This window comes from Paenarthrobacter sp. NPDC089714 (genome assembly GCF_044748905.1).
In the GTDB taxonomy this organism is placed as follows: domain Bacteria; phylum Actinomycetota; class Actinomycetes; order Actinomycetales; family Micrococcaceae; genus Arthrobacter.
On record NZ_JBIVGX010000001.1, the window covers coordinates 268524 to 283489 of the forward strand.

Annotated in this window: 10 protein-coding genes; 8 read left to right on the top strand and 2 right to left on the bottom strand. The window is 62.7% G+C overall.

Annotated features, from left to right (window positions below; translation table 11 throughout):
- Positions 1–89: 89 nt before the first annotated feature.
- The 6 genes from rplK (at position 90) to rplL (ending at position 5095) form a co-directional block, all read left to right on the top strand.
- Positions 90–521, top strand: a complete 432-nt coding sequence (gene rplK / locus ACIPY3_RS01195; protein ID WP_166183617.1) for a 50S ribosomal protein L11 — start codon at positions 90–92, stop codon at positions 519–521.
- Between the two features lie 145 nt (positions 522–666).
- Positions 667–1374 carry a 50S ribosomal protein L1 gene (gene rplA / locus ACIPY3_RS01200; protein ID WP_400329096.1) on the top strand — a complete coding sequence of 236 codons (708 nt, stop codon included), beginning with the start codon at positions 667–669 and terminating at the stop codon, positions 1372–1374.
- Between the two features lie 124 nt (positions 1375–1498).
- Positions 1499–2599 (top strand): GNAT family N-acetyltransferase, encoded by a 1101-nt coding sequence (locus ACIPY3_RS01205; protein ID WP_400329099.1) that lies wholly within the window; start codon positions 1499–1501, stop codon positions 2597–2599.
- The gene (locus tag ACIPY3_RS01210) at positions 2578–3747 is read left to right on the top strand and encodes a GNAT family N-acetyltransferase (RefSeq protein ID WP_400329101.1); all 1170 of its coding nucleotides are present in this window, start codon (positions 2578–2580) and stop codon (positions 3745–3747) included. The genes ACIPY3_RS01205 and ACIPY3_RS01210 overlap by 22 nt, the downstream gene beginning before the upstream one ends.
- A 301-nt stretch (positions 3748–4048) precedes the next feature.
- Positions 4049–4642, top strand: coding sequence for a 50S ribosomal protein L10 (rplJ, locus tag ACIPY3_RS01215; protein ID WP_400269568.1), 594 nt, complete (start codon positions 4049–4051; stop codon positions 4640–4642).
- A 75-nt stretch (positions 4643–4717) separates the two neighbouring features.
- Positions 4718–5095: a 50S ribosomal protein L7/L12 gene (rplL, locus tag ACIPY3_RS01220; RefSeq protein ID WP_387435074.1), complete on the top strand. Its 378-nt coding sequence runs from the start codon at positions 4718–4720 to the stop codon at positions 5093–5095.
- A gap of 129 nt (positions 5096–5224) precedes the next feature.
- Here rplL and ACIPY3_RS01225 read toward each other — a convergent pair whose 3' ends face one another.
- Both ACIPY3_RS01225 and ACIPY3_RS01230 read right to left on the bottom strand, forming a co-directional pair.
- Positions 5225–5704: an aminoacyl-tRNA deacylase gene (locus tag ACIPY3_RS01225; protein WP_400329104.1), complete on the bottom strand. Its 480-nt coding sequence runs from the start codon at positions 5702–5704 to the stop codon at positions 5225–5227.
- Between the two features lie 54 nt (positions 5705–5758).
- Entirely contained in the window at positions 5759–6949 is a 1191-nt protein-coding gene (locus tag ACIPY3_RS01230) for an acetyl-CoA C-acetyltransferase (RefSeq protein ID WP_400329106.1), read from the bottom strand.
- Between the two features lie 394 nt (positions 6950–7343).
- Here ACIPY3_RS01230 and rpoB point away from each other — a divergent pair, with 394 nt between their 5' ends.
- Entirely contained in the window at positions 7344–10850 is a 3507-nt protein-coding gene (gene rpoB, locus ACIPY3_RS01235; RefSeq protein ID WP_397325854.1) for a DNA-directed RNA polymerase subunit beta, read from the top strand.
- 104 nt (positions 10851–10954) lie between these two features.
- Positions 10955–14854, top strand: a complete 3900-nt coding sequence (locus ACIPY3_RS01240; protein WP_400329110.1) for a DNA-directed RNA polymerase subunit beta' — start codon at positions 10955–10957, stop codon at positions 14852–14854.
- The last annotated feature ends 112 nt before the right edge of the window (positions 14855–14966 follow it).

Here is a 14966-nt window from a genome sequence, read left to right on the forward strand (position 1 = left end):
ACGGAAGCGGCCGGCCGCCTTGCCATGGCGGCCACCAACCTGGGACGCGCTCCTGTGCCCCAGGAAGCTATTGAGAGAAGGACCCTACATTGGCTCCCAAGAAGAAGGTCACCGGCCTCATCAAGCTGCAGATCCAGGCAGGTGCCGCTAACCCGGCTCCGCCGATCGGTCCTGCGCTTGGCCAGCACGGTGTCAACATCATGGAATTCTGCAAGGCGTACAACGCTGCTACGGAATCCCAGCGCGGAAACGTTATCCCGGTGGAAATCACGGTCTACGAAGACCGTTCCTTCACCTTCATCACCAAGACCCCGCCGGCTGCAGAGCTCATCAAGAAGGCTGCAGGCGTCGCCAAGGGTTCGGCTACCCCGCACACCGTCAAGGTTGCCAAGCTGACCCAGGCACAGGTCGAGGAAATTGCTTCCACCAAGATGGAAGACCTCAACGCCAACGACATCGCGGCAGCAGCCAAGATCATCGCAGGCACCGCCCGTTCCATGGGCATCACCGTCGAGGGCTAATCACCTCAAAGGCTCCGTTGAGCCTTCCCGCCGGGCAACCGGCATCTGAAACATTGAAATGTCGCAGGATCCTTGCCGGATCCACGACTGTGGCAGGGCCCAGCGCGGTCCGCAGACCACAACTGCACAAGGAGAAACAAGCAGCATGGCAAAGCGCAGCAAAGCATATGAGGCAGCCGTAGCCAAGATCGAGGCGGACAAGGTCTACGCCCCGTTCGAGGCCATCACCCTCGCCAAGGACACCAACCCGTCCAAGTTCGACGCAACCGTTGAGGTAGCTTTCCGCCTCGGCGTTGACCCCCGCAAGGCCGACCAGATGGTCCGCGGTACGGTCAACCTCCCCCACGGCACCGGCAAGACCGCCCGTGTCCTGGTCTTCGCAACCGGTGACAAGGCTGAGGCAGCAATCGCAGCCGGCGCCGACTTCGTTGGTTCCGATGACCTGATCGAAAAGATCGCAGGCGGCTGGACCGACTTCGACGCAGCCGTTGCCACCCCTGACCTCATGGGCAAGGTTGGCCGCCTCGGTAAGGTCCTCGGCCCGCGTAACCTCATGCCGAACCCGAAGACCGGTACGGTTACCCCGGATGTCACCAAGGCTGTCAACGACATCAAGGGCGGCAAGATCGACTTCCGCGTCGACAAGCACTCGAACCTGCACTTCATCATCGGCAAGGTTTCCTTCGACGCCATCAAGCTGGCCGAGAACTACGCAGCAGCACTGGAAGAGGTGCTTCGTTTGAAGCCGTCCGCTTCCAAGGGCCGCTACATCCAGAAGGCCACCGTCGCCACCACGTTCGGCCCGGGCATCACCGTTGACCCGAACGTCACCAAGGTTCTCACCGAGGCGTAAGCTTCGTAGGGCTCTGGCTCTGAAGAAGGACCGTCCGGCTTTTGCCGGGCGGTCCTTTTCGTTGTCCCGGAAGAGACGGTGCGTAGTCTTGTCCCCGCCAAAGGCGGGCCATAGGCTGTGGGGCGTGACGTCGTCGAACGTTTCTCCCAGCAACCGCCTTACCGTAGAACGCATCAGCGTTCCCCCAGGCCCGGATGCCGACGTGTCCGCCGACTTCCTGGCCTTCCACAGGATGCGCGTTGCCCACGAAACTGCACTGTGGGGGAACGCCGACCGGGCACCCACCCTCGCCGAAGACATCATGTTCTGGCTGGGCAACGAATACGAAGAACGCCATGTGTACCTCGCACGGCTCGGCGGCACCGTGGTGGGCAGCGGAACGCTGACGCTTCCCCTGAGCGAGAATACGACGACGGCGGGCGTGGACGTGCTGGTGGACGCCGGCTACCGGCGGCGAGGCTTTGGAACGGCGATCCTGCAACATCTGGAAGATACAGCCCGTGCGCGGGACCGGGTGTCCTTCGACGGCTATTGCGGAGCACCGATAGAGGCCGGTGTCCCGTTAGTGGACGCGAAGTCGGGCAGCGGTGGATTTCCACTGGACTCCGACGCCACCGGTTTCGCATTACGCCATGGCTATTCGCTGGAGCAGGTGGAGAGCAACAGCACGCTGTCTTTGCCTCCCGATGGGGAACTTCTGGCTTCTCTCGAGTCCGGGGCCTTGACGTCAGCGCAGGGCTACAGCGTCATCGTTTGGCAGGACAGGTGTCCGGATGGGTTGGTAGAGGCGTTCGCTGCCCTGAAAAGCCTGATGAGTACCGAGGTCCCCATCGCTGGATTGGTGTGGGAGGGGGAGGACTGGGACTCAGCCCGTGTCCGGCAAGAGGAAGCGACGTGGCGGTCAAGCGGCATCGACGCGATCGTGGCAGCGGCGCGGCACGACGAAACGGGCGAACTGGCTGCCTACACGGTGCTGATCCACCGTGCGGAAGCGCCGGCCGTGGTCTACCAGGAAGACACCCTTGTGGCGCCCGGGCACCGTGGGCACAGGCTGGGCATGCTGGTGAAGATCGCCAATCTCCGCCAGGCCGGGGTAACGTGGCCGGACGCCACCTGGGTCATGACATGGAACGCCAGTGAAAACCGGCATATGCTGGCCATTAATATCGCCCTGGGATTCAAGCCTTCCGGCTTGGAAGGCGAATGGCAGAAACGGCTGGGATGACTGTAGACGAGGCGAAGACCGTTCAGGTGGAGCAAGTGTGGGTGCCGGATAACCTGGACAGCCCCAATGCCAAAGACTTCCTGGACGCGGTGGAAGTTGGCCGGCGGGTCCGCATGCAGACGTGGGGGAGCGACGACCTCGCCTACACACCCTTGGAGAAACTGCTGGAGTTTTCCGATCCCTATGAGCGCCAGATCATCCTGGTGGCCAAGATTGACGGCGAGATCGTGGGCACCGTGGACATCGCCCTTCCCTTGATGGACAACATGGACCTCGCCGAGTTCACCTTGGACATCCTTCCCGAATACCAACGGCAGGGCGTTGGCCGCCAACTCCTGGACGCGGCCGAGCAACTGGCCCGCGCCGAGGGTCGCACCATGATCCTGGTGGACACCAACCATCCGGCGACGTCCCTGACCGAGATCCCCGAGGACCAGTTGATCCCCGGCAGCGGCCCGGGGTTTGTCCCCGTCAGCAGCCGGGAAGTGGATTTTGCCCAGCGCGCGGGTTACACCCTGCAGCACATTGAGCAGTTCAGCTCCTGCATCCTTCCGCTCGACACCAAGCTGGTAGGCGATCTCCAGGCCGAGGCAGAGGAGACGAACGCCGGCCGCTACGCGCTGCACCATTGGACGGACCGTTGCCCGGCTCCGTGGCTGGAGGCGGTCGCCGAGCTTGAGAATGCAGCCGGTGAGGTAGTCCATGGCGAAGATGAGGAGGAAGACCCGGCTGCCGGGAGTCCCGGGATGGTTTTCGATGTCGGGGTCCTGCGCGAAACGGAAGACGCCGCCTTGGCGCAGGGCCGGCGTACGGTGGTGACCGCCGTCGAGCATCTCGCGTCAGGTCGCCTGGTGGGCCTGACCACCATCAGTGTCCTGGCGCATCGCCAGGACGTGGTCTTCCAGGACGACACCCTGGTGTTGCAGGAACACCGGGGGAACAAACTGGGCCTGCTCATCAAGGTGGCCAACATGGAACGCCTGAGCGAGCAGTTCCCGGACGCCCGGGTGATCTACACCTGGAACGCACCGGAGAACCGCTACCTTTTGACCGTGAACAAGCAGTTGGGGTTCACGACGGCGGGAGTCACCGGTCTGTGGCAGAAGGAACTTCCGGATCGCGGACCCAAGGTCACGTCATCGGACTAGGGTTCGGGCCCCGATTTGGTTTGCTGAACACTCTCCCGTAACCTTGAAGTACCAAAGACCGTCGGTTGATGGGAATCCACCCTTTCGAGCACAGCTCAACTCTGTAGCCACGCCCGTGAGAACAAGGTGAATTCCTTGACGAAGGACCCTGACATAGGGCGGCCAACGCAGGTGAACGAGTTGAGTCTCCACAGCAAAGCTGTGTTGAGCCAAGCCCCGTGCATCTGCGCGGGGCGTTTTTAGTTTTAGCTCTCATGAGCGGGGACCCGGAAGGCCGGCTTTATTCCCCGGAAGGAGGGTTATGACAACGCCTAGCAAGGTCTCCGCAGTTGCAGAGATCACCAACGATTTCAAGGAATCGACCGCGGCTGTCCTGACCGAATACCGTGGGCTCTCTGTTGCGCAGCTCAAGGAACTCCGTGTTGCTCTCGGCCAGGACACCAAGTTCTCGGTCGTCAAGAACACCCTGAGCGCCATCGCAGCCAAGGAAGCTGGTGTCGATGCATTCGACGGTCAGCTTTCCGGCCCCACTGCGATCGCCTTCATCAAGGGCGACGCCGTTGCTGCTGCCAAGAGCCTTACGGACTTTGCCAAGGCCAACAAGCAGCTGGTCATCAAGACCGGTCTGTTCGAAGGCAAGGCACTTGACTCTGAGGGTGTTGCCGCACTGGCTGCCCTTGAGTCCCGCGAGTTCCAGCTTGCACGTGTTGCCGGTGTCCTCAAGGCTCCTGCATCCGCTGCTGCACGCATCATCGATGCCCTGCGCCTCAAGCTTGAAGAAGAGGGCGGCGCACCTGCTCCGGCCGCTGAAGAAGCTCCGGCCGCTGAAGAGGCTGCTGCTGAGGAAGCTGCGGCTCCGGCCGAAGCTGCTGAAGCCGCAACCGAAGAGAACTAAGTTCTCCCCCCATCAAACTCCGGTGCATGGAGCGGCAGAGTCCGGATCCGCACCACCTAATGGAAGGACGCCACCATGGCGAAGCTCAGCAACGAAGAGCTCATTGAAGCTTTCAAGGAACTGACCATCATCGAGCTCTCCGAGTTCGTCAAGCTCTTCGAAGAGACCTTCGAAGTTACGGCTGCTGCTGTTGCAGTTGCTGGCCCCGCTGCCGGCGGTGCCGCTGAAGCTGCTGAAGAGAAGACCGAATTCGACGTCATCCTCGAAGCTGCTGGCGACAAGAAGATCGCAGTGATCAAGGAAGTTCGCGCTATCACCTCCCTCGGCCTCAAGGAAGCCAAGGACCTGGTTGACGGTGCACCGAAGGCTGTTCTCGAAGGCGCCAACAAGGAAGCCGCAGAGAAGGCAAAGGCTCAGCTCGAAGAAGCTGGCGCAACGGTTACCATCAAGTAACTCGTTCTGCTGGGGAAGCCCCGTCCGGTTCGCCGGGCGGGGCTTCCTGCTGTTAAATCGCCCGTGTGCCCACCCAACTGAGTAGCAGTAGTGCGCGTTTTGAGCGGTCAAAACGCGCACTATTGCGACTCAGTTGGGTTCGCTGATGTCCGCGACCGTGGCGTTCAATGCGGCCGTGAGGGCGTCCGCGTCCACGAAGGCGCTGCGGCCGTGCGCGCCGGCGCCCATGGAGATCCGCCGTCCCGTGATGGTCGCATCCGCGTAGACCGGCCACGCGGTGGTGCTGCCCAGGGGAGTGATGGTTCCCCGTTCGTAACCGGTCGCGGCAAGGGCCACGTCCGCGTGCGGCAGCGAGAGCTTGTTCACGCCCACCAGCGCCCGCAGCTTGGGCCAGGAGATCTGCCGGTCGCCCGGAATCAGGGCGAACAGGAAGCTGCCGTCCCGGTGCTTGACCACGAGGGACTTGACGATGTCGCCGGGGTTGATGCCCAGGATTACGGCCGCCTCTTCGAGGCTGCGGGCTGCGGGACGTTCGACGACGTCCACCTCCAGTCCGCGTGCGGCGGCATCCTCAAGGAAGCGCTCCGCTCCGTTGGCTGTCTGGGTCATGGGTTTCGGTCCTCGTTGGTCGCTGATGAGACGGTCGTTGGAGTTTCAGTCACGTTACAGGAGGAGGGCCTCACCCTGGCCTCCACCGCCGCACAGGGAAACTGCGGCCTTGCCGGTTCCCCGGCGCTTGAGTTCGTGGGCCGCGTGCAGGGCAAGACGGGCGCCGGAGGCACCGATGGGGTGGCCAAGGGCGATGGCGCCGCCGTGGATGTTGCACTTCTCCAGCGGGTACTGCAGGTCCTTGAGCGACTGGACGGCCACCGAGCCGAAGGCCTCGTTGATCTCGATGAAGTCAAGGTCCTCCGCGGTCCAGCCCGCCTTCTTCAACGCCTGCGCAATGGCATTGGAGGGCTGCGAATGGAGGGAGTTGTCCGGCCCGGCCACCTGGCCCGGCTTGCCCACGACGGCGAGATAGTCCAGGCCGTTGTCCCTGGCGAAGCGGCGGCTGGCCAGCACCAGTGCAGAGGCGCCGTCGGACAGGGGAGAGGAGTTGCCCGCCGTGATGGTGCCGTCTGTGGCGAAGGCCGCCTTCAGGGGGGCCAGAGTTTCGATGGTGGTGTTGGGGCGGACGCCTTCGTCGGTGGTGAGGACCAGCGGCTCTCCCTTGCGCTGCTTGACGCTCACCGCAGCGATCTCGACGTCGAAAATTCCGTCCGCGGCCGCAGCGGCGGCGCGTTGGTGGGAAGCTGCTGCCACCTCGTCCTGTGCGCGGCGGTCGATGCCGAGCGTCACGTTCTTGGACTCCGTGGAGAGACCCATGGACTGGCCGTCGAACGCATCAGTGAGGCCGTCGTGCGCCGCGGCATCCAGGGCCTGGATGGAGCCATAGGTCCACCCCTGGCGTGAGCCCGGCAGCAGGTGCGGGGCGCGCGTCATGGATTCCTGTCCGCCGGCCACCACCACCGTGGCATCGCCGCTGCGGATCATCCTGGCAGCGTCAATGACGGCGGTCAGCCCGGAGAGGCACACCTTGTTGATGGTCACGGCAGGGATGTTCCAGCCCACACCGGCCGCGATCGCGCTCTGCCGGGCGGGATTCTGGCCCGCGCCGGCTTGCAGGACCTGGCCCATGATCACGGCGTCCACCTGTTCGGCTTTGACGCCGCTGGACGCCAGGGCGGCAGTAATGGCGTGGGCGCCAAGGTCGACGGCGGTGAATCCCGCCAACTGCCCGTTGAGGCGGCCCTGCGGAGTCCGGGAAGCGGCAAGGATGACAACGTCATTGTCGTCAGCGGAGGTGGTCATGGTCTCTCTTCCAGTCCGGTGGTGTTACTGCAAGGCTATCGCGGGGCGCGTCTCCAGGTATCCGTTCCAACGCATGTGGGCGCCGCCGCATTCCTGGGCTTAGGTGCCTGCAGCAACGGTGCTTGCATTCACGGACGATCTGGGGTAGACAGGAAGGCTGCTTTGCCGTATTGTAGATATTTGCGTCTTCCCTGTTAACCTTCAGCCTTCATATAGCGGTGGGCTTTACCTCTCAGCTGCGTCAATTGGCATGCCGTCCATAGCGTGCAAATGCCTTTTGCAGGGCTGGGTCCGGGTCATATAGCGGAACCGGATTAAGTATGCTGCGGAGCACTCCGCAACATGCAAACGGGGGAGATCTGAAAACGCCTGAAGGTCTGTGGAAGGATCCCTCTTGGTCGCCTCGAGCACCTCTAATAACGAAACCGCTAACACGGCAAGCACCGATGGTGCCACCCGCCGCCTCTCATTCGCAAAGATTCACGAACCCCTTGATGTTCCGAATCTTCTCGCCCTGCAGACAGACAGCTTTGACTGGCTGGTCGGAAACGAACGCTGGCAGGCGCGGGTAGCGAAGGCTGTCGAGGAGGGCGACCTCAGCGTCGCCACCACCTCCGGACTTGCCGATATCTTCGAAGAGATCTCCCCGATCGAGGACTTCCAGGGCACCATGTCCCTGAGCTTCTCCGAGCCGGAGTTCGCTGACCCGAAGTACACCATGGCCGAATGCAAAGACCGTGACGCCACCTACTCGGCTCCCTTGTACGTCAAGGCCGAGTTCATGAACAACAACACGGGCGAAATCAAGCAGCAGACCGTGTTCATGGGCGACTTCCCGCTCATGACCGAAAAGGGAACCTTCGTGGTCAACGGCACCGAGCGTGTTGTTGTTTCCCAGCTGGTCCGCTCGCCCGGTGCCTACTTCGAGCGCGCTGCCGACAAGACCAGCGACAAGGACATCTTCACCGCGAAGATCATTCCCTCGCGTGGTGCTTGGTTCGAGCTCGAAATCGACAAGCGCGACCAGGTGGGCGTCCGCCTCGACCGCAAGCGCAAGCAGTCCGTCACGGTACTGCTGAAGGCCCTCGGCTGGACCGAAGGCCAGATCCTGGAAGAGTTCGGCCAGTACGACTCCATGCGCGCAACGCTGGAGAAGGACGCCACCGAAACCCGCGAAGACGCGCTTCTGGACATCTACCGCAAGCTGCGTCCGGGCGAGCCGCCCACAGTCGAGGCTGCCCAGTCCCTGCTGGACAACCTGTACTTCAACCCGAAGCGCTACGACCTCGCCAAGGTTGGCCGTTACAAGATCAACCGCAAGCTCGGCATCGACCGCTCCCTTGGCGACAAGGAAGCTTCGGTCCTGCACGTCGAAGACATCGTTGCCATGATCAAGTTCCTCGTTGCGCTGCACGCCGGCGAGAAGACCATCATGGGCAAGCGCGATGGCGAAGACCACGAGCTCCGCGTCGAGATCGATGACATCGACCACTTCGGCAACCGTCGCATCCGCGCCGTGGGCGAACTGATCGAGAACCAGGTCCGCACCGGCCTGTCCCGCATGGAGCGCGTCGTCCGCGAACGCATGACCACGCAGGACGTCGAGGCCATCACGCCGCAGACCCTGATCAACATCCGTCCGGTTGTGGCAGCCATCAAGGAGTTCTTCGGAACGTCCCAGCTGTCGCAGTTCATGGACCAGAACAACCCGCTCTCGGGCCTGACGCACAAGCGTCGTCTCTCGGCCCTTGGCCCCGGTGGTCTGTCCCGTGACCGTGCAGGCATGGAAGTCCGAGACGTTCACCCGTCCCACTACGGACGTATGTGCCCCATCGAAACCCCTGAAGGCCCGAACATTGGTCTGATCGGTTCGTTGGCTTCCTACGGCCGCATCAACCCGTTCGGCTTCATCGAGACCCCTTACCGCAAGGTTTCCAACGGTGTGGTTTCCGACGACGTCGAGTACCTGACTGCCGACGACGAAGCCGAGGTCCTGATCGCACAGGCCAACGCTCCGCTGGACGCTGACAAGCGCTTCTCCGAAGAGACCGTCCTTGTCCGTGCCCGTGGTGGTGGAGGCGAGCCGGTTCTGGTTCCCGCCGCAGATGTCCAGTTCATGGACGTTTCCCCGCGCCAGATGGTGTCCGTGGCAACTGCCCTGATCCCGTTCCTCGAGCACGACGACGCCAACCGCGCACTCATGGGTGCCAACATGCAGCGCCAGGCTGTGCCGCTGGTCCGTTCCGAGGCTCCGTTCGTGGGCACCGGCATGGAGCGCGCCGCAGCAGTCGACGCCGGTGACGTGGTCATCGCGAAGAAGGCCGGTGTGGTCACCGAGGTTTCCGCCGAGCTCGTAGTCATGATCAATGACGACGGCACGGAGACCAACTACCGCATCAACAAGTTCGCCCGTTCCAACCAGGGCAACTGCTACAACCACCGCGTCCTGGTCAACGAAGGCCAGCGCCTGGAAGTTGGCGGCATCATCGCTGACGGTCCCGCAACGGACCAGGGTGAGCTCGCCCTCGGCAAGAACCTCCTCGTGGCATTCATGTCCTGGGAAGGCCACAACTTCGAGGACGCCATCATCCTGTCCCAGCGCATCGTCGCCGAGGACGTCCTTTCCTCCATCCACATCGAAGAGCACGAGATCGATGCCCGCGACACCAAGCTTGGTGCCGAGGAAATCACCCGTGACATCCCGAACGTGTCCGAGGAAGTCCTTGCAGGACTGGACGAGCGTGGCATCATCCACATCGGTGCCGAGGTTGAAGCCGGCGACATCCTGGTAGGCAAGGTCACCCCCAAGGGTGAAACCGAACTGACCCCGGAAGAGCGCCTGCTCCGCGCCATCTTCGGTGAGAAGTCCCGCGAAGTCCGTGACACCTCCCTGAAGGTTCCCCACGGCGAGTCCGGTACGGTCATCGGCGTCCGCGTCTTCGACCGCGACAACGACGACGAACTGCCCCCGGGCGTGAACCAGCTGGTCCGCGTCTACGTGGCAGCCAAGCGCAAGATCACCGACGGCGACAAGCTCGCCGGCCGCCACGGCAACAAGGGTGTTATCTCCAAGATCCTTCCGGTCGAGGACATGCCCTTCCTTGCAGACGGTACCCCGGTGGACATCGTCCTGAACCCGCTTGGTGTTCCGGGCCGTATGAACGTTGGACAGGTCCTGGAAACCCACCTCGGTTGGGTTGCCAAGACCGGTTGGAAGATCGAAGGCGAGCCGGAGTGGGTCAAGAACCTCCCGAACCTGCCCCGTGAAACCGGCCAGACCACCGTTGCCACCCCGGTGTTCGATGGTGCCCGCGAAGAGGAAATCACGGGCCTGCTCGATTCCACCAACGTGACGCGCGACGGCGACCGCCTGATCGACTCCTCCGGAAAGACCCGTCTGTTCGACGGCCGCTCCGGCGAGCCGTTCCCGGACCCGATCTCCGTCGGTTACATGTACATCCTGAAGCTCCACCACCTGGTGGACGACAAGATCCACGCACGTTCCACCGGTCCGTACTCCATGATCACGCAGCAGCCGCTGGGTGGTAAGGCACAGTTCGGTGGCCAGCGCTTCGGTGAAATGGAAGTGTGGGCGCTCGAAGCTTACGGTGCCGCCTACACCCTTCAGGAACTCCTCACGATCAAGTCTGATGATATCCACGGCCGCGTGAAGGTCTACGAAGCCATCGTCAAGGGCGAGAACATCCCTGAGCCTGGCGTTCCGGAGTCCTTCAAGGTCTTGATCAAGGAAATGCAGTCGTTGTGCCTGAACGTGGAAGTCCTTTCCACCGACGGAACCACGATCGAAATGCGTGACTCTGATGACGCAGTCTTCACGGCTGCGGAGGAACTGGGCATCGATCTGTCTCGTGCAGAGCCCAGTTCCGTAGAAGAGGTCTAGCAGCCGTTCCGGCAGGCGGCACCAAGAATGCCGCCTGCCGGGCAGCTCCCTCTTTCCGTAACCAAGACTTCAGAATTTAGAGAACAAGAGAGAACAGGGACCATATGTCCAGCGAATCCTCCTTCGGCCTCATGCAGATCGGCCTCGCCACCGCGGAAGACATCCGTGGTTGGTCATACGGTGAGGTCAAGAAGCCGGAAACCATCAACTACCGCACTCTCAAGCCTGAGAAGGACGGTCTTTTCTGCGAGAAGATCTTCGGACCTTCCCGCGACTGGGAATGCTACTGCGGCAAGTACAAGCGCGTCCGCTTCAAGGGCATCATCTGTGAGCGTTGTGGCGTGGAAGTCACCCGCGCCAAGGTACGCCGTGAGCGCATGGGCCACATCGAGCTCGCCGCTCCCGTGACCCACATCTGGTACTTCAAGGGCGTTCCGTCGCGCCTTGGCTACCTCCTGGACCTGGCTCCGAAGGACCTTGAGAAGGTCATCTACTTCGCTGCCTACATGATCACCAGCGTTGACGAGGAAAACCGTCACGCCGAACTGCCCAACCTCCAGGTCGAGCATGACCTTGAGAAGAAGCAGATGGTGGACAACCGCGACAGCGACATCGCCACGATTGCACGCGACCTTGAAGACGAGCTTGCCCGTCTTGAAGGCGAAGGTGCCAAGGGTGCAGACAAGAAGAAGGCCCGCGATTCCGCTGACCGCCAGATGGCGAACGTCCGCAAGCGTGCCGACGCCGACATCGAGCGCCTCGAGCAGGTCTGGGACCGCTTCAAGAACCTCAAGGTTGCCGACCTCGAAGGCGATGAAGGCCTGTACCGCGAACTGCGTGACCGCTACGGTATGTACTTCGAAGGCTCCATGGGTGCAGAGGCGATCAAGAAGCGCCTCGAAACCTTCGACATGCAGGCTGAGGCCGAGTCGCTGCGCGACACCATCCAGAACGGCAAGGGCCAGCGCAAGACCCGTGCGCTCAAGCGCCTCAAGGTTGTCAACGCATTCCTGACCACCAACAACAGCCCGCTCGGCATGGTTCTCGACGCCGTCCCGGTGATCCCGCCGGAACTGCGCCCGATGGTCCAGCTGGACGGTGGCCGCTTCGCGACCTCCGACCTCAACGACCTCTACCGCCGTGTGATCAACCGCAACAACCGACTCAAGCGCCTGCTTGACCTCGGTGCCCCGGAGATCATCGTCAACAACGAGAAGCGCATGCTTCAGGAAGCTGTTGACAGCCTCTTCGACAACGGCCGTCGTGGCCGTCCCGTCACCGGTCCGGGCAACCGTCCGCTGAAGTCCCTGAGCGACATGCTCAAGGGCAAGCAGGGCCGTTTCCGCCAGAACCTGCTCGGCAAGCGTGTTGACTACTCCGGCCGTTCGGTCATCGTCGTCGGCCCGCAGCTGAAGCTGCACCAGTGTGGCCTGCCCAAGCAGATGGCCCTGGAGCTCTTCAAGCCGTTCGTGATGAAGCGCCTGGTTGACCTCAACCACGCCCAGAACATCAAGTCGGCAAAGCGCATGGTTGAGCGTTACCGTCCGCAGGTCTGGGACGTGCTGGAAGAGATCATCACCGAACACCCGGTGCTGCTCAACCGTGCACCTACCCTGCACCGCCTCGGCATCCAGGCCTTCGAACCGCAGCTTGTTGAAGGTAAGGCAATCCAGCTTCACCCGCTGGTTTGTGGCGCCTTCAACGCTGACTTCGACGGCGACCAGATGGCAGTCCACCTGCCGCTGAGCCCGGAAGCCCAGGCCGAAGCCCGCATCCTGATGCTGTCCTCGAACAACATCCTGAAGCCGTCCGATGGACGTCCGGTGACCCTGCCTTCGCAGGATATGATCATCGGCCTGTACCACCTGACCACCAAGCGCGTCGGTTCCGCCGGCGAGGGCCGCGTGTTCTCCTCGGTGTCCGAGGCCATCATGGCCTACGACGCCCGCGATCTTCACCTGAACTCCCAGGTCAAGATCCGTCTGGAGGACTTCGTTCCCTACGCAGGGTGGGAAGCTCCGGAAGGTTGGGAGCCCGGCCAGCCGGCGCTCGTTGAAACCTCCCTTGGCCAGGTCATCTTCAACCAGACGCTGCCTGAGGATTACCCGTGGGTCGAGGCTGTTGCCGACAAGGGCGAACTGTCCCGGATCGTCAACGACCTCGCCGAGCGCTACCCGAAGGTCGTTACGGCTGCCACGCTGGACAACCTGAAGGACGCCGGTTTCTACTGGGCAACCCGTTCGGGCGTCACGGTGGCGATCTCCGACATCGAGGTTCCGGACACCAAGCCGGGCATCCTGGCCGGTTACGAGAACATGGCTGCCAAGATCCAGGGCCAGTACGACAAGGGCCTGATCGACGACGACGAGCGTCGCCAGGAACTGATCGAGATCTGGAACAAGGCAACCAACGAGATCGCCCAGGCGATGCGTGACAGCCTGTCCCCGATGAACACCATCAACCGCATGGTGTCCTCCGGTGCACGTGGTAACTGGATGCAGGTCCGCCAGATCGCGGGTATCCGTGGTCTTGTGGCCAACCCGAAGGGTGAGATCATCCCGCGTCCGATCAAGTCCTCCTACCGTGAGGGCCTGTCGGTGCTGGAATACTTCATCGCCACGCACGGTGCCCGTAAGGGTCTGGCCGATACCGCTCTCCGTACCGCCAACTCGGGTTACCTGACCCGTCGTCTGGTGGACGTTTCGCAGGACGTCATCGTCCGCGAAGAGGACTGCGGTACCGAGCGCGGCCTGGTCACGCCCATCGCCGTTCCGGACTCCAACGGTGAGTTGGTCCTGGACGAGAACGTCGAGAACAGCGCCTACGCACGTACCCTGGCTGTCGACGTCGTCGATTCCGAGGGCAACGTCCTGGCACCTGCAGGCACCGACTGCGGCGACGTCGTCATCGACCAGCTGCTGGCTGCCGGCATCACCGAGGTCAAGGTCCGCTCCGTACTCACGTGTGAGTCCAAGGTGGGCACCTGTGCGCTTTGCTACGGCCGCTCGCTGGCTACCGGCAAGACCGTGGACATCGGCGAGGCCGTCGGCATCATCGCCGCACAGTCCATCGGTGAGCCCGGTACCCAGCTGACCATGCGTACGTTCCACACCGGTGGTGCTGTTTCCGCGGGTGGTGGCGATGACATCACCCAGGGTCTGCCCCGTATCCAGGAACTGTTCGAAGCCCGTACTCCGAAGGGTGTGGCACCGATTGCGGAAGCAGCCGGACGCATCACCATCGAAGAGTCCGAGCGCCAGATGCGCCTGGTGATCACTCCGGACGATGGTTCCGAAGAGATCGCCTACCCGGTGCTGCGCCGGTCCCGCCTCCTCATCGAGGACGGCGACCACGTCAGCGTCGGCCAGAAGCTGATCAACGGTCCGGTGGACCCGAAGCAGGTTCTGCGCATCATGGGTCCGCGTGCCGCACAGAAGTTCCTCGTGGACGAAGTGCAGGGCGTGTACCGCAGCCAGGGTATTGGTATCCACGACAAGCACGTGGAGGTCATCGTCCGCCAGATGCTGCGCCGCGTGACCGTCATCGAATCCGGCGACTCCGAGCTGCTCCCGGGTGAGCTCGCAGAGCGCGCCCGCTTCGAGGACGAGAACCGCCGCGTCGTGTCCGAGGGCAAGGCACCGGCTTCCGGCCGTCCGGAACTCATGGGTATCACCAAGGCTTCCTTGGCTACCGAGTCGTGGCTGTCGGCAGCTTCCTTCCAGGAGACCACCCGCGTCCTGACGCAGGCGGCCATGGAAGGCAAGAGCGATCCCTTGCTCGGCCTCAAGGAAAACGTCATCATCGGTAAGCTCATCCCGGCTGGTACGGGTCTGCCCCGCTACACAGAGGTCACTGTGGAGCCGACGGAAGAAGCGAAGGCAAGCCTGTTCACGGGCCCCAGCGCTTTCACCGACTTCTCCTATGACGCCCTGGGTGGCGACGGTGCTCCCGAGTTCCACGCCATCCCGCTGGATGACTACGATCTCGGCAACGACTTCCGCTGAAATATAAGGCAGTAGTCAGTGACTGAAGGCCAGGCCCCGCATTCATCGAGTGCGGGGCCTGGCCCGTTAACGCGTTGGTCCGCCCGGTGAGGCGGGGGAGTGAACCACGACG